The sequence below is a fragment of the Salinicola sp. CPA57 genome, assembly GCF_003206035.1.
GTDB lineage: Bacteria > Pseudomonadota > Gammaproteobacteria > Pseudomonadales > Halomonadaceae > Salinicola > Salinicola socius.
This window is the reverse complement of the sequence record NZ_PZJR01000008.1, coordinates 46,952-69,280: the sequence shown is the minus strand read 5'-3', so window position 1 is coordinate 69,280 and position 22,329 is coordinate 46,952. Positions and strand designations below refer to the sequence as shown.

Below are 22,329 nucleotides of genomic sequence, written 5' to 3'. Positions count from 1 at the left end.
ATCAACGGGCAACAACAACAAGCCTCCCGGTGACCCGAAGACTTCTCGGAACAACGACAAGAACCGAGAGAGGGCATTGCCTGTCGTGGTTGGATTATTGTTTTGAATACGAGGTGGTCGCTACACAGCAAAGCTGACAACGACAAGCCAGTGACTGCACTATCGTTCAGCGACTGTGGTGCGTATTCAAGGCGATGCGCCATCACGAACAAGAAGAAGCGGCATGGACGTTGCGAAGCATGCTTACGAAGGGAGACCCGCCGGGTCTCCCTTTTTACTGAGCGCACTTAACCTACCGAACGCACTGACTTGCTCAGCAAACTGATTACTAGCCACGCTAGTGAGCGAGCCCGCTTATTAGTTAACCCGATGATTAGTTAACCTGGCATTAGTTAACCTGATATTGGTTAACCTGATGACAACTTAGCCTGCCGATTAACGACATCACTTCCGCCCGCACTGTCGGCCCTGCCGGCCAATGACGCCAAGCGGCGTCCGTCAACGATGCCGGTATTAAACGGATGGTTCGCTACCGTCTTCCCGCTGTGACTTATCCCCTCCATCCCCCGTCAATCGACCTGTTCCGAAACTTTTTCAGCCACCCGGTAGCGCCCGCTTGCCTTTGCAAGCCTGCTGGGCTCCGCTACACTGGAGTTTTGCTACCTCGCGAGTCGATTTCGCCGCATGTTCAAAGGATTTTCCCGCTTTCTCCAACGTCCCGGTGAACGTTTGAAGACTTTCTTCGGCCCGGAATCCGCGTCAGCTGCCGAAGACACAACGCCTACCCGACAAGTCCTGCCTCGCGACGAACATAATGTCTCGCGCCAGAACCTCAGCGAGAGCGCGCTCAAGGTGCTGTACCGGCTCAATGGTGCCGGCTACGATGCCTATCTGGTCGGCGGCTGTATTCGCGACTCGCTACTCGGCAATCGACCCAAGGATTTCGACGTCGCGACCAATGCGACGCCGGACGAGGTGCGTCAGCTATTTCGCAACTCCCGCATCATCGGCCGTCGATTTCGGATCGTTCACGTACGTTTCGGCCGCGAGGTCATCGAAGTCACGACTTTCCGTGGCCGCCACGGCGAAGAACACGCCGGCAATCACAGCCAGCAGTCGGACGAAGGCTTGCTGCTCCGCGACAATGTCTGGGGCAGCGTCGAAGAGGACGCGATCCGCCGCGACTTCACCGTCAACGCGCTTTATTACAGCGTCACCGATTTCGCGATCCACGATTGGACTGGCGGCCTTCAGGATCTCGAGGACCGCGTTCTGCGCATGATCGGTGATCCGGAAACCCGCTATCGCGAAGATCCAGTACGCATGCTGCGAGCGGCCCGTTTCGCCGCCAAGCTCGATTTTCGGATCGCCGAGGAGACCGAGGCACCGATCCGCGAACTGGCCCCGCTGTTGCTGCAGATTCCCCCGGCAAGACTGTTCGAGGAAGTGCTCAAGCTGTTTCTGTCAGGCCACGCCCTGCAGAGCTTTCGCGTACTGCGTGAACGCGGGCTGTTCGCCATGCTGTTTCCGGAAAGCGATGAAGTGCTCGACCAGCAGCCCTGGGCGGTCGCGCTCGTCGAACAGGCGCTGGCCAATACCGATGCGCGGATTGCCCAGGATCGGCCGGTTACGCCCGCGTTTCTGTTTGGTGCCCTGCTATGGCCCTGCGTACAGCAACGCACGCTGCGTGTCGCCCACGAGCAGGACCTGCCGGACATCCCGGCACAACAGGCCGCGGCGCAACAGGTCATCACTCGGCAGCTGCAGCATACCTCGATTCCCAAGCGCTTCAGCATGCCGATGCGCGACATCTGGGATCTGCAGCAGCAGCTCCCGCGCCGCCGCGGGCGTCGGGTATTCCAGACACTGGAACATCCGCGTTTTCGGGCTGCCTATGACTTCCTGCTGCTGCGTGAGGAAGCTGGCGAGATATCCCCCGGGCTCGGCGAATGGTGGACCCAGTTCCAGCAGGCCGACGAAGAGGGCCAGCGGGAGCTGATGGCAACTACCGGTGGCGGCAACGCTGCCACCCCCGCTGCCGGGCCTGGTTCCAAGCCGCGCCGACGCCGCCCGCGCAAGCGCCGGCGTCCGACCAACAAGCCGACCCCTCCGACGCTGGATGACTGAACGCCAGCGCTTGGCCTACATTGGCCTCGGCAGCAATCTGGAAGCGCCACGGGATCAGTTGGAACGAGCGCTTTCGGCCCTGGGGTCGCTGCCTCTGAGCGAGTGCGTCGCACGCTCGTCGCTCTATACCAGTGCTCCCGTCGGCCCGCAGGATCAGCCCGACTTCATCAACGCCGTCGCCGCGATCCGCACCCGGCTCTCGCCGCTGGCGCTACTCGATCAGCTCCAGGCGCTCGAGCAGCGCCATCGCCGGGTGCGCAATCGCCACTGGGGGCCGCGCACGCTGGATCTGGATCTGTTGTGGTATGCGGGCCTCGAGCGACACTCGCCCCGCCTGACGCTGCCCCACCCGCAGATGCGCCATCGCCGATTCGTGCTCGAACCGCTGGCTGAAATTGCCCCGACGCTCTCCATCGATGGCCAATCGCCGCTGACTCTTGCCGCCAGGCTCTCGGACCAGACGCTGACTCGGCTGACACCATGAATCGGGTGTGCCGATCCATGAAGCCCCCATGCCGCCAACGTCGTGTTGCGTCTTGTCGACAACCCATTACACTCCCTGCTCGACAGCCGCTCGCACTCGGCTCCGCACCCGCCTCAGGATGCGTTAACTCGTAGCCCTACGCGGCGGCATCGGGCGAGGCAGCCGATGTCGGCCGGCGGTCTCGCCATCCATGGGAGAGAAAGCATGAAGCGTGTCACCCTCAATACGCTGCGCGACTGCAAGGCGCGCGGAGAAGCTTTCAGTTGCCTGACCGCCTACGACGCCACCCTGGCGCGCTGTGCCGATTCGGCCGGAATCGATGTGCTGCTGGTCGGCGATTCGCTGGGCATGGTGCTGCAGGGCCACGCCAGCACCCTGCCGGTCACGCTGGAAGACATCCGTTATCACACGAAGTGCGTGGCGCGTGGCAAGCAGCGAAGCCTGCTGATGGTCGATCTGCCGTTCATGAGCAACGCCGATACCGGCCAGCTGCTGCGCGACGCCGGCGAATTGATGCGCGCCGGTGCCGAGCTGATCAAGATCGAGGGCGAGGCGTGGATGGCCGACGGCATTCGCGAACTCTCGCGTCGCGGCGTGCCGGTCTGCGCACACCTCGGCTTGACCCCGCAAAGTGTCCACCAGTTGGGAGGCTTCAAGGTCCAGGGCAAGGCCGCCGACGATGCAGAGCGCATCGTCCAGGACGCCCGGCTGCTGGTCGAGGCCGGCGCGTCAGTGATCCTGCTCGAGTGCGTGCCTCGAGTCGTCGGCCGGGCCGTGCGTGAGGCCGTCGACGCTCCTGTCATCGGGATCGGCGCCGGGCCGGACGTGGATGGACAGATTTTGGTCATGCACGACACGCTGGGCCTGAGCAGCGGCTACGTGCCCCGTTTCGTGCAGAATTTCCTGAAAGGCCAGGAGAGCATCGAAGCGGCGTTTGGCGCCTACGACGAGGCAGTCAAATCCCGCCGCTTCCCAGCCGAGGAGCACTGCTTCTGATGCAGACGTTGCACGAGATCGCGCCACTGCGTGAAACCCTGCGTGAGCACCGGATCGCCGGCCGGCGCATCGCGCTGGTTCCGACCATGGGCAACCTGCACGAGGGCCACCTGAGCCTTGTCGATCGCGCCCGAGCGTTGGCCGATGTGGTCGTTGCCACGCTGTTCGTCAATCCGCTGCAGTTCGGCGCAGGCGAGGATTTTGGCCAGTACCCGCGCACGCTCGATGACGATCGCGAGCAGCTGGCGACACGCGGCTGCGATGTGCTGTTCGTCCCCAGTGTCGAGACGCTCTATCCCGGTGGCCTCGAGTCACAGACGACGATCCACGTGCCGGACGTTTCCGAGGGGCTTTGCGGGGGAACTCGCGTCGGCCACTTCGATGGCGTCGCCACAGTGGTGTCGCTGCTGTTTCATCTCATCCAGCCGGACATCGCCTGTTTTGGCGAGAAGGACTTCCAGCAGCTGGCCGTCATACGCAAGCTGGTCGCCGACCTTCACTTCCCGATCGAGATCGTCGGCGTGCCCACCGTTCGAGCCGAAGACGGTCTTGCGCTCTCTTCGCGCAACGGCTATCTCACCGCGAGCGACCGTGCGCTGGCGCCCACCTTCCACCTGATGCTATCGCGCTGCCGCGATGCGCTGTCCAGCGGCCAGTCGCCCGGCACCGCGCTGGCGGATGCCACGCAGGCGCTGCAGGAAGCCGGCTTTCGACTCGACTATCTGGAACTCCGCGGACCATTGCTGGCGCCATTCGATGCCGCGAAGCATCGCGAAGGCCGCCTGCTGGGCGCGGTCTATCTCGGGTCGACGCGCTTGATCGACAATCTCGCCGTCACGTTTCGCTCTCCTGACGCCGGCACCCGCCATGGCTGATGCTCGCTGGCGCCCGGCGCTGCCGACGGACCTGACACCTATCGCAGGATGGATCGAGACGCCAGCGGCGCTGGAACGCTGGGCCGGACCAGGCCTCTCGTGGCCGACGGATGGCAACACGCTGTGGCGGGAAATCGATGGACCCAATCCGAACTCGATTTCATTCTGTCTCGAATCCGAGTCCCGGCCGGCCGCCTTCGGCCAGCTCGTCATCAAGGGTGAACGCCACTATCATCTGGCCCGGATCATCGTCTCCCCGGCGCAAAGGCGAAGGGGGCTGGGCGAGGTGCTGTGCCGACGATTGCTGGCGGAGGCGCGTCAGCGTCGCGCCGAGCGCATCACGCTCAATGTCTTCGCCGACAACCAGCCAGCGATCGATCTCTATCGGCGATTGGGCTTCGTCAACCAAGGCGCGATCGACACGCGTGGCATTCAGCCGATGCAGCTGAGACAATTTGCCATCAATGGCGACAGTGCAGACCTCTAGCCTCTGCCGCGTCGTGGTGACGCCGCCGGCTCGACAGTAGAAGAGACACGATGAACCAATTGAGACCGGACCCCTTCTCCCCGTATCAGTTCTACACGGCCGAGCAGTGGGCCGAATTTCGAGCCGACACGCCGCAGACCCTCTCCGCCGAGGAGTTGCAGCGGCTGCGTTCGCTCAACGATCCGATCGATCTGGGCGAGGTACGGCGGATCTACCTGTCGCTGTCGCGCCTGCTCTCGTCCTATGTCGAAGCGAGCCAGCGGCTTTACGCCCAGCGCAAGCGGTTCCTGGATATCGACGACACCCAGAAGACGCCGTTCATCATCGGCATCGCCGGTTCCGTCGCCGTGGGAAAATCGACCACGTCACGCATTCTCAAGGAGCTGCTGGCACGCTGGCCTTCCAGCCCCAAGGTCGACCTGGTCACGACCGATGGCTTTCTCTACCCCAATGCCACGTTACGCGACAGGGACCTGATGGCTCGCAAGGGCTTTCCGGAGAGTTACGATATCGGCGCCCTGCTGCGCTTCTTGTCCTGGATCAAGGCCGGAGCGCGCAACGTTCAGGCGCCGCTCTATTCGCACCTGACCTACGACGTGCGCGAACATGAATACCAGACCGTCGATCGCCCCGACATCCTGATCGTCGAAGGCATCAACGTGCTACAGGTCCGCGACCTGCCGGAAGACGGCAAGATGGTGCCGTTCGTGTCGGATTTCTTCGACTTCTCGATCTACATCGATGCCGAGGAGAATCATATTCACGAGTGGTATCTGGAACGCTTCAAGCTGCTGCGACAGACCGCCTTCCAGAACGCCGATTCGTTCTTCCATCGCTATGCTCAGATCGGCGAAAGCGAGGCCGTGGAGATCGCCGAAGGGCTATGGCGGGATATCAATCGACGCAACCTGCGCGAGAACATTCTGCCCACCCGCCCTCGTGCCGATCTGATCCTGCGCAAGGGCCGTGACCACCTGGTGGAACAGGTCGCGTTACGCAAGCTGTGATCGCGACCGAACGCTAACCGAGGCGCTCACCAACCTTGCGGAGCGGCCGATTCAGAAACACCGTTTTGTCATTTTGTGTAAAACCACCGAACTTTTTCGCTTGCTGCCCTTCCCATAGAGCGTCTTGGGAGTTCATGGGCAGGATAAGTAAGGATGCTGATTTCAGTACAGGCGCTACGAGCCCTGGCGGCGTGGATCGTCGTCTTTCATCACTTCATGCAGGTATTTTTCGGTTTCAAGGCGGATAATTGGGTCGAATATCTGTTTTCCACCCGTGGCCAGGTGGGTGTGGATATCTTCTTCGTCATCAGCGGCTTCGTCATCACGGTTTCGAGTCGTGGCAAGCGGCTGACGACGCCACAGTTTCTGCTGCATCGCGTCGTCAGAATCGTTCCCGCCTACTGGCTCTACACCGCCATCACCGCGCTGGTCATCTATTTTGCCAGCGACGTCATGCCCGAGTACGGCCTGGGCCTGAAGCCGTTGATCCTGTCGCTGTTCTTCATTCCCACCGAAAACCCGGCCGGCTACGGCTACTATCCGATCTTGCCGGTCGGCTGGACCCTCAACTTCGAGATGCTGTTCTATCTCGTCTTCGCCGCTTCGCTGATGCTCAAACGCGAGTGGCGGCTGTGGGCCGTGGTACTGACCATCGTGGTCATCAACACGCTATTCGCGCATCAACCGTTCATCAGCAACTTCTATACCGATCCGATCATCTTCCAGTTCCTGCTCGGCCTGGGGATCGGTGCCGTCTACACCCGCTGCGGCATTCCCGGGGGCCGCTGGTGGCCCTTGGCACTGGCAGTTGCCAGCACCGCGACCATTCTGTGCTTCGACGATCCCTCGGGAGCCAAGCGCTTTTTTGCCTGGGGCCTGCCCAGTGCGCTACTGGTCATCGCGTTCATCGGACTGGAGTCGCGTATCGGCGACAATCGCGTGTTCAAGGCGATGGGGGATTGGTCCTACTCCACCTACCTGCTCCACGTGATCGTGCTGTGGTCGGGAAACTACGTGCTGACCGAGCAGTTCGGTCTGAGTCCTTACCTGGCGCTGGCGATCTGCCTGCCGATCATCGCGGTCTGCTCGTGGCTCAGCTTCGAGTTCGTGGAGAAGAAGTTCTCGCGACAGCTCAAGCGCCATCTGCCGATGCCGCGCCCTCGAGCTGTCACGGCATGAGACGCCCATGAAAAACGCCCGGCCTGCAGGATGCAGGCCGGGCGTCGTCGGTCACCGCCGAAGAATTACTCTTCGGTGACGAGCGTCGCTTCGAAAGCGGCTTTCTCTTCCGGAGTGATCTCCTTGATCGACAGCTTCACGCGATTGCGGTTGTCGATATCGAGCACCTTGACGGTCACTTCCTGGCCTTCGTTCAGATATTCCTTCACGTCGTTGACGCGCTCCGGCACGATCTGCGAGATGTGCACGAGGCCATCGGTACCCGGCATGAAGTTGACGAAGGCGCCGAAGTCGGCCAGACGCACGACCTTGCCGCGGTAGAGCTTGCCGATTTCGGCTTCGGCAGTGATCCCGAGCACGGTATCGATGGCCCGCTTGGCGGCGGAGCGATCCTCGGCGTAGATCCGCACGGTGCCGTCGTCGTCGATGTCGATCGAGGCGCCGGTCTCTTCGCAGATGCTGCGAATGGTCGCGCCGCCCTTGCCGATGACATCACGAATCTTGTCCGGAGAGATCTTGATCGTCTGCATCGCCGGGGCGTGGTCGGAGACCTCGGTGCGGCTCTGGCCGATCACGGCATTCATCTGGTCGAGAATCTCGATGCGAGCCTGATGCGCCTGCTGCAGCGCGGTCTCCATGATCTCTTCGTTGATGCCTTCGATCTTGATGTCCATCTGCAGCGCGGTCACGCCGTTGGCGGAACCGGCCACCTTGAAGTCCATGTCGCCGAGATGATCCTCGTCGCCCAGGATGTCGGTCAGCACGGCGTAGCCATCGTCATTCTTGACCAGCCCCATGGCGATACCCGCCACCGGCGCCTTGATCGGCACGCCGGCATCCATCAGCGCCAGCGAGGAGCCGCACACGGAGGCCATCGAGCTGGAACCGTTGGATTCGGTGATCTCGGAGACGACGCGAATGGTGTAGGGGAAATCCGCCTCGCTCGGCAGCATCGCCTGGATACCGCGGCGGGCCAGACGACCATGACCGATCTCGCGACGCTTGGGGCCACCCATGAAGCCGGCTTCGCCCACGCTGTACGGAGGGAAGTTGTAGTGCATCAGGAAGCGATCCTTGCGCTCGCCTTCCAGTGATTCGATCAGCTGAGCGTCGCGCAGCGTGCCCAGGGTGGCGATGACCACCGCCTGAGTCTCGCCACGGGTGAACAGGGCCGAACCGTGGGTGCGCGGCAGCACGCCGACACTGATGTCCAGCGGGCGCACGGTCTTGTGGTCACGGCCATCGATGCGCGGCTCACCGGCGACGACACGACGACGCACGGTGTGCTTCTCGAGGCTGGCCAGCGCGCCGCTGACCTCATCGACGCTGTACTGCGGCGCATCACCGCTGGCCAGCTGCTCGATCGCCTTGTTTTTGATCTCGGCCAGCGCATCCTGACGCGCCATCTTGTCGGTGATGCGATAGGCCTCGCCCACGGCGGACTCGAAGCTGGCGGCAATGGCTTCCTTGAGCTCGCCATTGACGGCGGCCGGCTGCCAATCCCACTTCGGTTTGCCCGCTTCGCCGACCAGAGACTTGATCGCGTCGACCGCAACCTGCATTTCCTGGTGGGCGTAGAGCACCCCGCCCAGCATCTCGTCTTCGGTCAGTTCCTGCGCTTCCGACTCGACCATCAGCACGGCCTTGTCGGTTCCGGCCACGACCATGTTGAGCTCGGAGGTAGCGAGCTCTTCGACCGTCGGGTTGAGGAAGTAGCCACGTGACTCGGTAAAGCCGACGCGCGCCGCACCGATGGGGCCGCTGAACGGCAGGCCGGAGATCGCCAGCGCCGCGGAAGTCCCGATCATCGCGGCGATGTCAGGATCCTGGTTGCGATTGGCGGAGAGCACGGTGCAGATGACCTGCACTTCGTTCATGAACCCTTTCGGGAACAGCGGACGAATCGGACGGTCGATCAGGCGCGAGGTCAGCGTCTCTTTCTCGGTGGGACGCCCTTCGCGCTTGAAGAAGCCACCGGGGATCTTGCCCACGGCGTAGGTCTTCTCCTGGTAGTGCACGGAGAGCGGGAAGAAATCCTGGCCGGGCTTGAGGTTCTTGCGACCGACGACGGTACACAGCACCACGGTGTCGTCCATGGTGACCAGCACAGCGCCGGTGGCTTGGCGCGCGACGCGCCCGGTTTCTAGGGTGACGGTACTCGAACCGTACTGGAACGTGGTCTGAACCGGATTCACGGGCTTTCCTTTACTTGTCGAATTCATATTGGGTCTTTTGACTCGGCGCTTATTCTAGGCGTTCGTGGAAGAGAGAGCTACCGATGGGCGACCTTGGTCCCATACCGGTCAATACGAAAAAACGCTGCCTGAAAACGCAAAGACCTCCACCCTGAGGGTGGAGGTCTCGGCTCTGGACGATCGAGAATCTTCGGACGCTAGAAAATCTTCGAACGGTCGAGAATCTCTACGCCATCCGCCCGGTCGCCGATCGGCAGCCCGGGCGGCAGAGACTCACGCTTCGCGTTTGCCGTCGACCAGACGACGCAGCTTCAGCGGGTTGTCCTGCTTGATCGCTTCCGGTCGCAGCGCGTCCGGCAGATCCTGGTAGCAGACCGGACGCAGGAAACGGAAGATCGCCGCGGTGCCCACGGAGGTGGTGCGCGAGTCGGAGGTCGCCGGGAACGGGCCACCGTGAACCATGGCATCGCACACTTCCACCCCGGTCGGCCAGCCGTTGACCATCACGCGACCCGCCTTGCGCTCGAGGATCGGCAGCAGTGCCTTGGCGGCCTCAAGATCGGCGTCGTCCATCTGCAGCGTAGCGGTCAACTGACCTTCCAGGTGCTCGGCCACCTGCTTGAGCTCGGCGGCATCGGCACATTCGACCACCAGCGACGTGGAGCCGAACACCTCTTCCTGCAACGCGTCGCTGCCCAGAAAATCCTGAGCCGTGGCCACGAACAGACCGGTCTGGCACTGGTTGGGGCCTTCGCCTTTCTGGCCGCGCGCGACTTCCTTCGCCTTGCCGCTACCGGCCAGCGTACTGACGCCATTCTCGTAGGCATCGAAGATGCCCGGCGTGAGCATGGTCTGGGCGGCACTGCCCTTGACTGCCTCGCTGGCGGCGTTGACGAAGGCGTCCAGTTCCGGCCCCTTGATCGCGATCACCAGACCAGGATTGGTGCAGAACTGCCCGGCGCCCATATTGAGCGAACCCACGAACGCCTTGCCCATCTCTTCACCACGCGCCTTCAGCGCCGCCGGCAGCGGGAAGACCGGGTTGATGGAGCTCATTTCGGCATAGAACGGGATCGGCTCGGGACGCGACTGCGCCGCCTTCCACAATGCCAGACCACCGCTGCGCGAACCGGTGAAGCCGGCCGCCTTGATGCGCGGATCGGTGACCAGCGCCGTGCCGACTTCGCGACCGGAGCCGTACATCAGCGAGAACACGCCTTCCGGCAGGCCGCACTTCTTGACCGCGGCCTGGATGGCACGACCCACCAGCTCGCTGGTACCGGGATGCGCACCATGTGCCTTGACGATCACCGGACAGCCCGCCGCCAGTGCAGAAGCGGTGTCGCCACCGGCGACGGAGAACGCCAGCGGGAAGTTGCTGGCACCGAACACCACCACCGGGCCCAGCGCGATATGGCGCTGGCGCAGGTCGACCCGCGGCATCGGCTGACGGTCCGGCAGCGCCGGATCGATACGCACGTCCAGCCACTCGCCGGCACGCACGGTCTTGGCGAACAGTCGCAGCTGGCCACATGTGCGGCCACGCTCGCCCTGGATACGACCCTGGGGCAGGCCGGATTCGGCCACGGCGCGCTCGATCAGCGGATCACCGATCGCTTCGATCTCATCGGCAACGGTTTCCAGAAACTTGGCGCGATCCTCGAGCGAGGTTTCGCGATAGCTGTCGAACGCGTTCCACGCCAGTTCACAAGCGCGATCGACCTCAGTCTGAGTGCCACCGGGGTAGCTCGGATCGAGGCGTTCGTTGGTTGCCGGATTGATCCCCTGGATCGGATCGCGACTTCCCTTGACGGCCTGCTGACCGATTAGCATTTCACCTGTCAGATTCATGTTGCCTCCTGCAGTGATGGTGGATACTCGTTCATCTACCGGCATTGAGCCGGATGCAACTTATCTTGTACCTGCCATAGCATAGTGTCTTGAAACCGTTACCGAGCGGATTCGTCTCCGCCGGGCGATCCTGACTACATGGGTCCACGGCACGGTCGTTTCAACGCACGAGGGCCGGACGCTTGGGATCGAATTGCCAGCCGTCGATCAGATACTGCATCGCCATGGCATCGTTACGCCCCCCGGCGGGCAGGCTGCGATAGAGCGCATTGGCCTGCTCGATGCGCTCCATGTCGATCTCGATCCCCAGTCCCGGGGCGTCTGTCACTGCGACCTTGCCATCGACGATCTGCGGCGGATTGCGGGTCAGGCGGGCATCGCCCTCCTGCCAGATCCAGTGCGTGTCCAGCGCAGTAGTGCGACCGACGGCGGCGGCACCGACCTGGGCAAACATCGAAAGCGAGATATCGAAATGATTGTTGGAGTGTGAGCCCCAGGTCATGCCGTGATCCTGACACAGCTGGGACACTCGCACCGCGCCGGACAGCGTCCAGAAGTGCGGATCGGCCAGCGGAATGTCGACCGAGCGCAGCATCAGCGCATGGGCCATTTCGCGCCAGTTGGTCGCCACCATATTAGTGGCTACCGGCAGCCCGGTGGCATGGCGAAACTCGGCCAGAATCTCGCGACCCGAGAACCCCTGCTCGGCGCCGCAGGGATCCTCGGCGTAGGCGATGACGTCGTGCAGATTCCGGCATAGCCGAATCGCCTCGTCGAGCGACCAGGCGCCGTTGGGATCGATGGTCGTACGTGCCTCTGGGAAAGCCTTGTGCAGCGCAGTAACGGCTTCGATCTCCTGCTCGCCCGGCAGGGCGCCGCCCTTGAGCTTGAAATCCCTGAACCCGTAGCGATCGTGTACCGCTTCGGCCAGCTCGACGATTCGCTGTGGCGTCATCGCCGCCTCGTCGCGCAGACGGTACCAGTCGTGACTGGCACCCTCGGTTTGGCGACGATAGCCAAGCGGCGTGGCGTGACCATCGCCGATGAAGAACAGATAGCCCAGCACCTCGACACTATCGCGCTGCTTGCCGTCGCCCAGCAGTTCGGCAACGGGCACGTCGAGGAACTTGCCGAACAGATCGAGCAGTGCCGCCTCGAGCGCCGCGACCGCATTGACCCGCAGCTCGAAGGTCCAGGAGCCCTTGCCGAAGTCCTCGAAATCGGCACCGCGACCGGCGGAATGCAACGATGCCACCATCGACCTCAGCTTACCGATGGGCTGACCCACGACCAGCGGGCGCGCCTGTTCCAGCGACTGCTGGATCGTCTCGCCGCCCGGTGCCTCGCCAACACCCACATGACCAGCGCTATCCTCGAGAATGACCAGATTGCGAGTGAAATAGGGAGAGTGCGCCCCACCGATGTTGAGCAGCATACTGTCCCGGCCGGCAACCGGAATGACCTTCATATCCCTGATAGTGGGCGTAGCGTGGCTCGACATAAGGGGGGTTCTCCAGCTATCGGACGGCACGGCGTGGGCTCACTGCCAGTGAAGCACCACCGAACCATTGATCCACATTGAAAGTCGTTCGCAGCGGAAGCGGTTCACAATAAAAATCGCGGGGCGACATCGTGTCGCCCCGATGATCCCGAACCTCGATCAGAGCGCGCGGGCTTTTTCGATCAACTGCTTGAGCGTGGCCCGCTCTTTCTCGTTGGGCATGGTCAGCGGCGCACGCACGTCGCCACCCGGATAACCGACCAGATCGGCACCGGCCTTGATCAGGCTGACGGCATAGCCTTTCTGGGTATCGCGCATGGTGACGAACGGGATGAAGAACTCGCGTGTCGCCTGACGAACGAACTCGCGGTTGCCCTTGCGCAGTTCCTGATAGAACTTCACCGCCATCTCCGGCACGAAATTGAAAACCGCGGAAGAGTAGGTGCTGACGCCGATGGCCAGATAGGCTTCGGCGATGATTTCGGCCGTGGGCACGCCACCCACGTACGCGAGGCGATCGCCCAGCGTCTTGATGATGATGTTGAGCGCCTGCATGTCGCCCTTGCCATCCTTCAGGCCGACCAGGTTCGGACAACGATCCGCCAGCGCCTGAACGCCATCGACGGTGAGATAGCCATTGGCGCGGTTGTAGTAGATCACGCTGAGATCGGTGGAATCGCAGACGCTGGCGGCGTACTCGACGATGCCGGACTGCGGGCATTCTGTCAGATACGGCGGCATCAGCAGAATGCCGTCGGCGCCCGCTTCCTGCGCGGCCTTGGCATGGGCCTTGGCAAGTTCGGCGCTCTGACCGGCGCTGGCGATGATCGGCACATGCCCGCCGATGGTCTCCACGGCGACTTTGACGATCTCGCGATACTCTTCGATCGTCATGTTGAAGAATTCACCGGTACCGCCTGCCACGAAAAGGGCGGAAACCTCATACTCCTTGAGCCACAGCAGACGGCGGCGATAGCTCTCGACGTCGAACTTGCCGTCGGCATCGAAATCGGTCACCGGGAAAGACAGCAGACCATCGGTGATCGAGGCAACAACCGCTTCTTTGGAAAAATTCACCTTGATTCCCCTCATCGTGGGTTAACGTAAACCAGCATTCCATCACTTGGCCGCTGCGCCCCGCCAAGGGCAGAAAACGAAAGAGTGATATTCTGTGGGCATGTTGTCATACATCATACTAGATTGCCGTTAGACCTTAGATGAATTCCCCGATCCGGCACGCTCACCGACGCTTCAGCGACCGAAAGGTAACTGCGTTGTCGATAGCACTTCGCGCAACCCCATGAACGAGCGGATCTGGCGCACCCCGGGCAAATAGATCAGCTGCTCGGCATGCAGCCGGTTGAAGCTCTGGTTGTCGCGGGTACGGATCAGCAGGAAATAGTCGAACTCGCCGGTGACCACATGGCACTCCATGCAGCCGGAGATATGCTGGGCGGCCGCTTCGAAATCGGCAAACGACTGCGGCGTCGAGCGATCCAGCACGACACCGATCAACACTACCATTCCGACATTGAGTCGCTCGGCGTCCAGCAGCGCAACCACGCCCTTGATCACCCCTGTCTGCTTGAGCCGTTCCACACGGCGCAGGCACGCCGGCGGGCTCAGGCTGACGCGCTCGGCCAGGGCGACATTGGAGATCGAGGCATCGCGCTGAAGCTGCTCGAGAATCTGACGATCGATGCGATCCAGCGACGACCCCGTGTGGTAACCGACTTCCGACATGATCTTGCACCTGCTTCGCTTAATTTAATTGCCTTGTATCGATAAATCATAAAATAAAAAGTCTATAAAATAGAACAATCCGATTTTAATTTCCGAATACGATCCTGATTTTGCAACCCCAACTTTACCGTTTCGCTCTAGGATAGACCGGGTCCACTTCACAACAACAACCGGTCCCGCCATGAAACTCGACAAGTTTTCTCGTTACCCGTTGACCTTCGGTCCCTCCCCCATTACGCCGCTGAAGCGTCTGAGCCAGCATCTCGGTGGCGACGTCGAACTCTATGCCAAGCGTGAAGACTGCAACAGCGGGCTTGCCTTCGGGGGCAACAAGACGCGCAAGCTCGAGTATCTGATCCCCGAGGTGCTCGAAGGCGGCTACGACACGCTGGTTTCGATCGGCGGTATTCAATCCAATCAGACCCGCCAGGTCGCCGCGGTCGCCGCACATCTGGGTCTCGAGTGCGTGCTGGTGCAGGAGAACTGGGTCAACTATCACGATGCCAGTTACGACAAGGTCGGCAATATCGAGCTGTCACGCATCATGGGTGCCGATGTCCGTCTCGATCCCGCCGGCTTCGATATCGGCATCCGCGAGAGCTGGGAACGCGCCATGGAAAGCGTACGCGCGAAAGGCGGCAAACCGTATCCGATTCCTGCCGGATGCTCCGAGCACCCCTACGGAGGGCTGGGTTTCGTCGGCTTCGCCGAGGAAGTCCGTCAGCAGGAGCGCGAGCTGGGTTTCCGCTTCGATTACATCGTCGTCTGTTCGGTCACCGGCAGCACCCAGGCCGGAATGGTGGTGGGCTTTGCCGCAGACGGCCGCGCCCGTCAGGTGATCGGTATCGACGCCTCGGCCAAGCCGGAGCAGACCCACGCCCAGATACTGCGCATCGCCCAGAACACCGCCGAGCTGGTCGAGCTCGGCCAACCGATCACCGCCGACGACGTGATGCTCGATACCCGCTTCGGCTATCCGGAATACGGCCTGCCCAATGACGGCACGATGGCAGCGATTCGGCTCTGCGGTCGGCTCGAAGGCGTGCTCACCGACCCGGTCTACGAGGGGAAATCGATGCACGGCATGATCGAGAAGGTACGCCTGGGCGAGTTCCCGGCGGGTTCGAAGGTGCTCTACGCCCACCTCGGCGGCGCACCGGCGCTCAGCGCCTACGCCGAGCTGTTTTATCAGGGCTGAATCGGACCAGATGAGTCGAACGGGCACGAGCCAGAAAGCTGCAGTGGCGTGCCGGCCACGCCACTGCGGTATGCTGCCGATACCCACTTTTGCCGGAATCCTGCCGATGTCCAACGCTTCCGACCGCATGCCAGTCCGACCGCCACTGAACGAGATCGTTAGCTGGGAGGCGACCACGCTATCGCAGCGCATTCACGACCGATCGGTCTCGTGCCGCGAGGTCATGACCGCCTACCTCGAGCATATCGACGTCGTGAACCCTGTGGTCAACGCCATCGTCTCCCGTCGCGAACGCGCTCCGCTGCTCGCCGAGGCCGAGATCGCCGATCGCGAACTCGCCGTCAGGCAGTCTCGCGGTGGATGCACGGCTTCCCCCAGGCCATCAAGGATCTCTCCGACGCCAAAGGCCTGCCGACCACCCAAGGCTCACCGTTGCTCGTCGGTCAGATTACCGGCCAGGACAGCCTGATGGCCGAGCGCATGCGTGCGGCCGGCGCCATCATCATCGGCAAGACCAACACACCGGAATTCGGCCTCGGCTCGCAGTCCTACAACCCGGTATTCGGCGCCACCCGTAACGCCTTCGATCCTTCGCGCACCGCCGGCGGGTCCAGCGGTGGCGCGGCGGCGGCACTCGCGATGCGGATGCTGCCGGTCGCCGATGGCAGCGACATGATGGGCTCGTTGCGAAACCCTGCCGCCTTCAATCACGTGATCGGCTTTCGTCCTTCGTTCGGGCGCGTGCCCGGTCTCGCCGCCGACCCGTTCGGTCAGCAGCTTGCCACCAACGGTCCGATGGGGCGAACCGTCGAAGACGTGGCGCGACTCCTCGAGACGCAGTCCGGTTTCGATTCGCGCGTTCCGCTTTCGCTGGGAGAGCCGCTGGTCCCCGCAGGCGGCGATATTGCGACTGCTCTTGAACGCGACGTTGGTGGATTGAAGATTGGCTGGATGGGCGACTGGCGCGGCTACCTGGCGATGGAGACGGGCATTCTTCCGCTGTGCGAAACGGCGCTGGCGCGCTTTACCGACCTCGGTTGCGAAGTGGAAACCGTCGATCTGCCCTTCGATCCCGAGACGCTGTGGGACAGCTGGACGACGCTGCGCCACTGGGCCGTCGCCGGTAACCTCGGCGCGCACTACGCCGACCCCGCCAGCCGCGCCCTGTTGAAACCGGAAGCCAGGTGGGAGATCGAACGCGGTCTGCGACTCTCGGCGCAGGCCATCCACGTTGCCAACGTACAGCGTGGCGACGCCTACCGCGCCTGGAGCGCCCTGTTCGAACGCTTCGACTATCTGGCCATGCCCAGCGCCCAGGTCTTCCCCTTCGATGTGGAGACACATTGGCCTCACGAGATCGCCGGGCGAACGATGGATAGCTACCACCGCTGGATGGAAGTGGTGATTCCCGCCTCGATGCTCGGCGCCCCGGCGATCAGCCTGCCAACCAGATCGAGTGATGCCGGCCTGCCCATGGGTTTCCAGCTGATCGGCAAGCCCCGCGACGACTGGGGCGTACTACAACTGGCGCGCGCCTTCGAAACGGTCGGTGGCGATCTGGCGATCCTGCCGCCGGCGCTTGGCGTGTGACCACGACCGACCGCCGGTCAGGAAGCCAGGCGCTCATCGGGTAGCGCCTGCAGCGCGTCGTAGGCCGCCAGTACCGTGGCCCGCTGTGCCGCGACGCCAGCCTGGAAGTCGGCAGCGTAGACCATCTCGTCCGGGTATTCGGTGATCAATGTCATCGGCACGCGATGGCGGTCGTCCTCCATTATCAGACACGGGAAACCGTTGATCATCTCGAAGCCGGTTTCGCCGGCATATCTTTCGAACAGGGCGATCTGGCGATCATTGAACGCGCGCAAGCCAGACACCTCATCAAGGCTCAGCGTTACCCGCTCGATCAGCCAGCGTGACGCCTCGGCCCAGCCAGGCGCATGGCGCAGGATCAGAAAGAATCCCTTGGGCAACGTCCACATTTCGAACCCACGTGGAATGTACCCCGACAGCGGCCGCGTCCATTCATGCGCCGGATAGCCATGCAGGTTGAGATGCAGCCTTGCCTCGCTGAGCCGTTCCGCCTCGAGCCGAATGGCCGTCTCATGGCGATCGTCTTCACGGTATTCCAGATCATCACCGAGCGCCGTGTAGCGCGCGGCATGATGCATATGCCGGGGGTTATCGGCGATCAGACGCTGATGCAGCGCATAGCCGTCCGGGTTCTCCAGCGGGCATAACGTGAAGTGAGCCCCGTCGCGGGATGCCAGCAGCTGCGCCGCCTGCAGCGTGCCGGCCGGCGAGCTGGTCTCGTTGGCGTGCTGGCCCGCCGAGATGATCATGGCCCGATCCGGGCCCGCGAAGTAACGCCCCTCGAGGCGACGCCCCGCCACGGAGATCGCGTGAAACGCGATACCGCCGAGCCTGGCCAGCTCCTCGCCTATCTGACGTGTCGACAACGGCCGGGTGACGGCATCCAGCGGCTCGTGGTGAGTCGTGATCGACTCACGGTCATAGCCCCGCGTTTCCACCTTGACCGAATACTCCATACCGAACCGGATCTCCGGCACGATCTGGCCCGGCTGCAGATGACGATCGCCCAACGGCCGTCCGGAACGACGCTGGAATAGTTCCAGCAGCGAGAAATAGAAATCCTCGTGCAGCGCCTCCCGCAGCGACATCACCTCGTCGGCGTAGCCGAGAGGCTCATCGGCGATCGGTAGCGTCGCGGTGATGTTGAGTTCTTCGAAATAGGGCTCTTCGAAATAGGGCGCTTCGAAATAGGGCGCTTCGAAACAGGGCTCGTCGCCCCACTCGCCGTCCCTGATCGCACTTGTCGCCTCCATGAACAGCTGCTCGTAAACGGTCGTCAGCTTGCTCGCGGCACCCTCGACGATCTGCCAGCCGCAGGGTGACAGCGCCTCCTCGTCGGCGAAATCGCGGTGGGATCGGTTGGGTGCCAGCACGTCCAGCGTTTCATCGCGACCGTCGGCGTAGCGCAGTCGCAGGCGGTAAGTCGGGACTGCTTCGCTGATCTCGCCGGCCTCGAACCGAAAATCGACCGCCGGATAGAGTGCCGACAGCGGGTAGCTCTCGAGCAGAAAGCGTGCCGGTTGGGCGGCCGGATGAATCGGATAGACGATCTCGACGCTGACCAGACCTTGGGTCGCGATCTCCTCGCGAAAAGCGCAGACCAAAGGCTTGTAGGCCGAACGACAGCGCGCCGTGATGCCTCGACGCGCCAGCGTGGCCTCGGCCGCCCGCCGCGTGGACTGGTCATCGAACGTCCAGGTTTCCAGTCTTCGTCCGGTGGATTCGGCGACGAGCAGATCGAGCGTCGCGGGGTAGTGTTTCTCGAACAGGATCACGACGACACTCCTCGCAGGACGGTTTCGAAAGCACAACGAAGAAGCGGCGCCCTTTCCGATAAAGGCGCCGCTCCGGGTCATGCGGTGAGGGTCACGCTACGACGACGATGACCATTTGTCACCCACCCCGTTCAGAACACGAACGTCAGCAGCAGGTTGAACACCAGTGCGGCAATGAAACCCAGCGGCGCGGCGCGGAACAGCAGCTTGGGCAGAAGCCCCGAACGCGCTTCGTCCGTCGGGCAGGAGCCGAGAATCAGGCTGCCACCGGAGGAGAACGGCGAGATCGAGGTGGCCTGCGCGCCGACCACGATGGCGATGAAGATGATCATCGGATCGATCGACAGCGTGCCGGCCAGCGACGGCACCAGCGGGAACAGTGCCGGCGTGACCACGCCCAGGGTACTGGCGAACAGCGACATGAACGCAGCAACGACGCCGAACGCGACGGGGATCAGCACCGGCGGGATGTTGGTACCGATCCAGGAGCCGAGCAGATCGATGGTGCCCGCCTTGATCGCCACCGAGATCAGCATACCGACGCCGCAGATCATGATGATCGTGCCCCACGGCAGCGAAGCGATCGCCTTGCGCTCGTCGCCCAGTTTCATCAGTAGCGCGATGACCGAGAACACGCTGGCGATCAGGCCGATATCCACCTTGGAATTGACGAATGCTACAGCGGTATTGTCGGGCAGAATCAGACTGGCGATCGGCGGCAGCAGCACGGTCGCCATCATCACCAGGGTCAGAATCAGGGTGGAACGCTGGTCAGCACTCAGCGGGCTCGGGCGATCGACATGCGCCATCGATACCATCGCCGTGCCTCGCTTGCGGCTGAACAGAATCAGACCGGCCAGCACCACGATCGGTACGATCATGGTGCTGGCGAAGATGCCGAAACTGTTGATGAAGGCCTGATTGTCGGAGATGCCCGAATTGGTCATCAGCGTGCGGAAGATGATGCCGCTCTGACTGGAAACGAAGTTGGCGCCTGCCAATGCACCATAGTTGACCGCCATGGCGCCGACGATCAGGTTCAGCCCGGTGCGGCTGCACAGCAGCAGCGTGATCGGCGCCATGAAGGCCAGCACCGTGTAATAGCCGGCACCGAGTGCGGAGATCACCACCGCCGCCAGGAAGATGGCGAATGGCAGCAGATGTGGAAAATGGCGGCAGCGGTACATCAGATGCTCGGCCAGCTTCTCCAGCGTGCCGTTGACGATGGCGAAACTGTAGAAGAGACAGACCGAGAAGATGATGAAAAATATCTTCAGCGGCCACATGGCGATCACTTCCTTGGGGCTCAAGCCCAGCCCGAAGCAACCGATCAGATACGCGAAGGCGATCGCGAACAGCCCGATATTGATTTTGGTGCGATAACCCAAAACGATGGAAACGACGATCGCTCCCACCACCAGAAGACTCATCATAATTCTGTTCCCCTTGCGTACTTGTCATGCACTCTTCATGCGTGCTTGTCGTGTCGTCCGTCGGCCTTCAGTTCGCAGGTCCGATCTTGAACAGCGTGGCCGGGTTATCGGCCAGAATCCGCTGACGTTCAGCCGCATTCGGCAGCAGTGTCTGCATCAGGGCGAACTGCGCCTCGTAATCGGTCTGGGACTCGAACCTCGTGTGAGGCCAGTCGCTGCCCCACAGCAATCGCTCGCTATGACCGTAGGCATCACGCAAGCGATCGATGGAGCAGCGCGCCTGATCCAGATTCGAGCGGCTACGATAGGTCGCTGACAGTTTGACCCAGATGTTTTCGCTTGAAAGCAGCGACAACAGCGCCTGATGGTGCGAATTGACCGGATCGATCTCGCCATTGGGCAAACCGAAATGATCGATCACCACCGCGACACCCGACTTCAGGATCTGCGGTACGACCACGTCGAGATCTTCCATGCCGCGCTGAATCTCCACCGACCAGCCTCGCTGCGCCACTTTGGCGAATAGCGTGCGCCACGGCGCACTACGATAATCTTCCAACGGCTGGCCGATCAGATTGAGTCGAATGCCGACGACGCCGGCCTCGGCCAGTTCGTCGAGCGATTCGTCGGCCGCGTCCCGTTCCACCACCGCTGTGCCGCGCAGGCGATGCGGGAAACGGCGTAGCGCCGCGACCATGTGACTGTTATCGGTGCCCAGAAAGCTCGGCTGCACCAGCACGCCATGGGAAAGACCACAATCGTCGAGATGGCCGAGATACTGCTCGACGGTCGCGTCGTAGTCCGGGCTGTAGCGGCGGCTGTCGGCCAGTCTCAGGCCCTGATGGAAGATATGCGCATGGGAATCGACCCCGGTCAGCGTGACGGTAGCGAGTTGCGTCATGAATGGCCCTTGATGGATGGCATAAGCACGTGACGGCGAACGAAATGTTCGGCCCAGGTATAGATCTATTCATATAGTTGAATTCATCTAGCCCAAGCATACCTCTATTTAGTCGTATTTTTATGGGCTTACGACTAAAGGTGACAACAAAGATGATACATTCGTTTGAAACAACACGAGGGGTACATTCATGAAGGGGACAAGCTCCATGACAGACGAACGTCTGCCGCTCTATCAGCGGCTACGTGACGATATGCTGTCCAAGATCTCCGCTGGAGAATGGACACCTGGTGGCGCGATACCGACGGAAGCCGAGCTGACCAAGCACTACGGGGTCGCCGTCGGAACGCTGAGAAAGGCTGTGGACACGCTGGTGCAGGACGGGCTGATGAAGCGCAGTCAGGGGCGCGGCACTTTTATCCTGCGACCCAATTTCGAAGGGTCGCTGTTTCGCTTCTTCCGCCAGGTGGATGCCCGCGGCGATCGCCGGATCCCCATTAGCCGTATCCTCGACCGTCAGCTGGAATCCCCCGCTCGATACGTCGCGGATGCGCTGGAACTCGCCCCCTTGGAAAAGGTCATTCGGCTGGAAAGGATTCGCCAGATCGACGGGGTGACCCTCCTGCATGAAGACATCTGGCTACCGGCTTCCTGTTTCGAGGCCTTGATGCAGATCGATACCGACGATTTCGGCAATCTGCTCTATCCGTTCTACGAGGCACAGTGTGGGCAGTTGATCGGCTCGGCTCGGGAGACGCTCACCGTCGAGACCGCCGATCAGAAGCTGGCCGACATTCTGGAGATCGACACCGAGCAGCCGGTGGTCATGATCGAACGACTCGCGTTCGGCTACGATCGCACGCCGCTGGAATATCGGCGCTCACGCGGCCCTGCCGATACCTTCCGCTATCAGGTCGATATCACCTGAGCCGGGGCTCGTCCCGAAAGGCTGGCTGGGTCACAACAACGATTGCGAGCGCTCGGCGC

The 22,329-nt window shown here is 62.2% G+C and carries 18 protein-coding genes; 10 read left to right on the top strand and 8 right to left on the bottom strand.

Annotated elements, in window-relative coordinates; genetic code table 11:
• Positions 1 to 684 precede the first annotated feature (684 nt).
• From pcnB to DOM36_RS09845, 7 genes are all read left to right on the top strand, one after another.
• Entirely contained in the window at positions 685 to 2,127 is a 1,443-nt protein-coding gene (pcnB, locus tag DOM36_RS09875; protein ID WP_075571094.1) for a polynucleotide adenylyltransferase PcnB, read from the top strand.
• Positions 2,120 to 2,611: a 2-amino-4-hydroxy-6-hydroxymethyldihydropteridine diphosphokinase gene (gene folK / locus DOM36_RS09870; protein WP_110642997.1), complete on the top strand. Its 492-nt coding sequence runs from the start codon at positions 2,120 to 2,122 to the stop codon at positions 2,609 to 2,611. The genes pcnB and folK overlap by 8 nt, the downstream gene beginning before the upstream one ends.
• A gap of 204 nt (positions 2,612 to 2,815) precedes the next feature.
• Entirely contained in the window at positions 2,816 to 3,607 is a 792-nt protein-coding gene (gene panB, locus DOM36_RS09865; protein WP_075571092.1) for a 3-methyl-2-oxobutanoate hydroxymethyltransferase, read from the top strand.
• Positions 3,607 to 4,482, top strand: a complete 876-nt coding sequence (panC, locus tag DOM36_RS09860; protein WP_110642996.1) for a pantoate--beta-alanine ligase — start codon at positions 3,607 to 3,609, stop codon at positions 4,480 to 4,482. Before panB ends, panC begins: the two co-directional genes overlap by 1 nt.
• Entirely contained in the window at positions 4,475 to 4,969 is a 495-nt protein-coding gene (locus DOM36_RS09855) for a GNAT family N-acetyltransferase (RefSeq protein WP_075571090.1), read from the top strand. The genes panC and DOM36_RS09855 overlap by 8 nt, the downstream gene beginning before the upstream one ends.
• A 50-nt stretch (positions 4,970 to 5,019) precedes the next feature.
• A complete protein-coding gene (gene coaA / locus DOM36_RS09850; protein WP_075571089.1) occupies positions 5,020 to 5,976 on the top strand; it encodes a type I pantothenate kinase in 957 nt (318 codons plus the stop codon).
• Between the two features lie 153 nt (positions 5,977 to 6,129).
• Complete coding sequence (locus tag DOM36_RS09845; RefSeq protein WP_110642995.1) at positions 6,130 to 7,155, top strand: acyltransferase; 1,026 nt, start codon at positions 6,130 to 6,132, stop codon at positions 7,153 to 7,155.
• A 65-nt stretch (positions 7,156 to 7,220) separates the two neighbouring features.
• On the opposite strand, the gene pnp is transcribed toward DOM36_RS09845, so the two are convergent.
• The 5 genes from pnp to DOM36_RS09820 form a co-directional block, all read right to left on the bottom strand.
• On the bottom strand, positions 7,221 to 9,350 hold the full coding sequence (gene pnp / locus DOM36_RS09840) for a polyribonucleotide nucleotidyltransferase (protein WP_157958617.1): 2,130 nt from the start codon (positions 9,348 to 9,350) through the stop codon (positions 7,221 to 7,223).
• Positions 9,351 to 9,623: 273 nt separating this feature from the next.
• Positions 9,624 to 11,201 (bottom strand): aldehyde dehydrogenase (NADP(+)), encoded by a 1,578-nt coding sequence (locus DOM36_RS09835; protein WP_075571086.1) that lies wholly within the window; start codon positions 11,199 to 11,201, stop codon positions 9,624 to 9,626.
• A 160-nt stretch (positions 11,202 to 11,361) separates the two neighbouring features.
• Positions 11,362 to 12,669: a glucarate dehydratase family protein gene (locus DOM36_RS09830; protein WP_245392792.1), complete on the bottom strand. Its 1,308-nt coding sequence runs from the start codon at positions 12,667 to 12,669 to the stop codon at positions 11,362 to 11,364.
• 192 nt (positions 12,670 to 12,861) lie between these two features.
• The gene (gene kdgD, locus DOM36_RS09825; RefSeq protein WP_110643007.1) at positions 12,862 to 13,779 is read right to left on the bottom strand and encodes a 5-dehydro-4-deoxyglucarate dehydratase; all 918 of its coding nucleotides are present in this window, start codon (positions 13,777 to 13,779) and stop codon (positions 12,862 to 12,864) included.
• A 174-nt stretch (positions 13,780 to 13,953) separates the two neighbouring features.
• A complete protein-coding gene (locus tag DOM36_RS09820; RefSeq protein WP_075571084.1) occupies positions 13,954 to 14,445 on the bottom strand; it encodes a winged helix-turn-helix transcriptional regulator in 492 nt (163 codons plus the stop codon).
• A gap of 181 nt (positions 14,446 to 14,626) precedes the next feature.
• Between DOM36_RS09820 and DOM36_RS09815 the strand changes: the two genes are divergently transcribed.
• Both DOM36_RS09815 and DOM36_RS09810 read left to right on the top strand, forming a co-directional pair.
• On the top strand, positions 14,627 to 15,643 hold the full coding sequence (locus DOM36_RS09815) for a 1-aminocyclopropane-1-carboxylate deaminase (protein ID WP_110642993.1): 1,017 nt from the start codon (positions 14,627 to 14,629) through the stop codon (positions 15,641 to 15,643).
• A 210-nt stretch (positions 15,644 to 15,853) separates the two neighbouring features.
• A complete protein-coding gene (locus DOM36_RS09810) occupies positions 15,854 to 17,233 on the top strand; it encodes an amidase (protein ID WP_280952798.1) in 1,380 nt (459 codons plus the stop codon).
• Between the two features lie 17 nt (positions 17,234 to 17,250).
• Here the strand turns inward: DOM36_RS09810 and DOM36_RS09805 are convergent, their stop codons facing one another.
• From DOM36_RS09805 to DOM36_RS09795, 3 genes are all read right to left on the bottom strand, one after another.
• Complete coding sequence (locus DOM36_RS09805; RefSeq protein ID WP_110642992.1) at positions 17,251 to 19,008, bottom strand: peptidase M14; 1,758 nt, start codon at positions 19,006 to 19,008, stop codon at positions 17,251 to 17,253.
• Positions 19,009 to 19,139: 131 nt separating this feature from the next.
• The gene (locus DOM36_RS09800; protein ID WP_075571080.1) at positions 19,140 to 20,441 is read right to left on the bottom strand and encodes an SLC13 family permease; all 1,302 of its coding nucleotides are present in this window, start codon (positions 20,439 to 20,441) and stop codon (positions 19,140 to 19,142) included.
• A 67-nt stretch (positions 20,442 to 20,508) separates the two neighbouring features.
• The gene (locus DOM36_RS09795) at positions 20,509 to 21,342 is read right to left on the bottom strand and encodes an amidohydrolase family protein (RefSeq protein ID WP_110642991.1); all 834 of its coding nucleotides are present in this window, start codon (positions 21,340 to 21,342) and stop codon (positions 20,509 to 20,511) included.
• Between the two features lie 208 nt (positions 21,343 to 21,550).
• Between DOM36_RS09795 and DOM36_RS09790 the strand changes: the two genes are divergently transcribed.
• Positions 21,551 to 22,270 (top strand): GntR family transcriptional regulator, encoded by a 720-nt coding sequence (locus tag DOM36_RS09790; RefSeq protein ID WP_110642990.1) that lies wholly within the window; start codon positions 21,551 to 21,553, stop codon positions 22,268 to 22,270.
• Positions 22,271 to 22,329 lie beyond the last annotated feature (59 nt).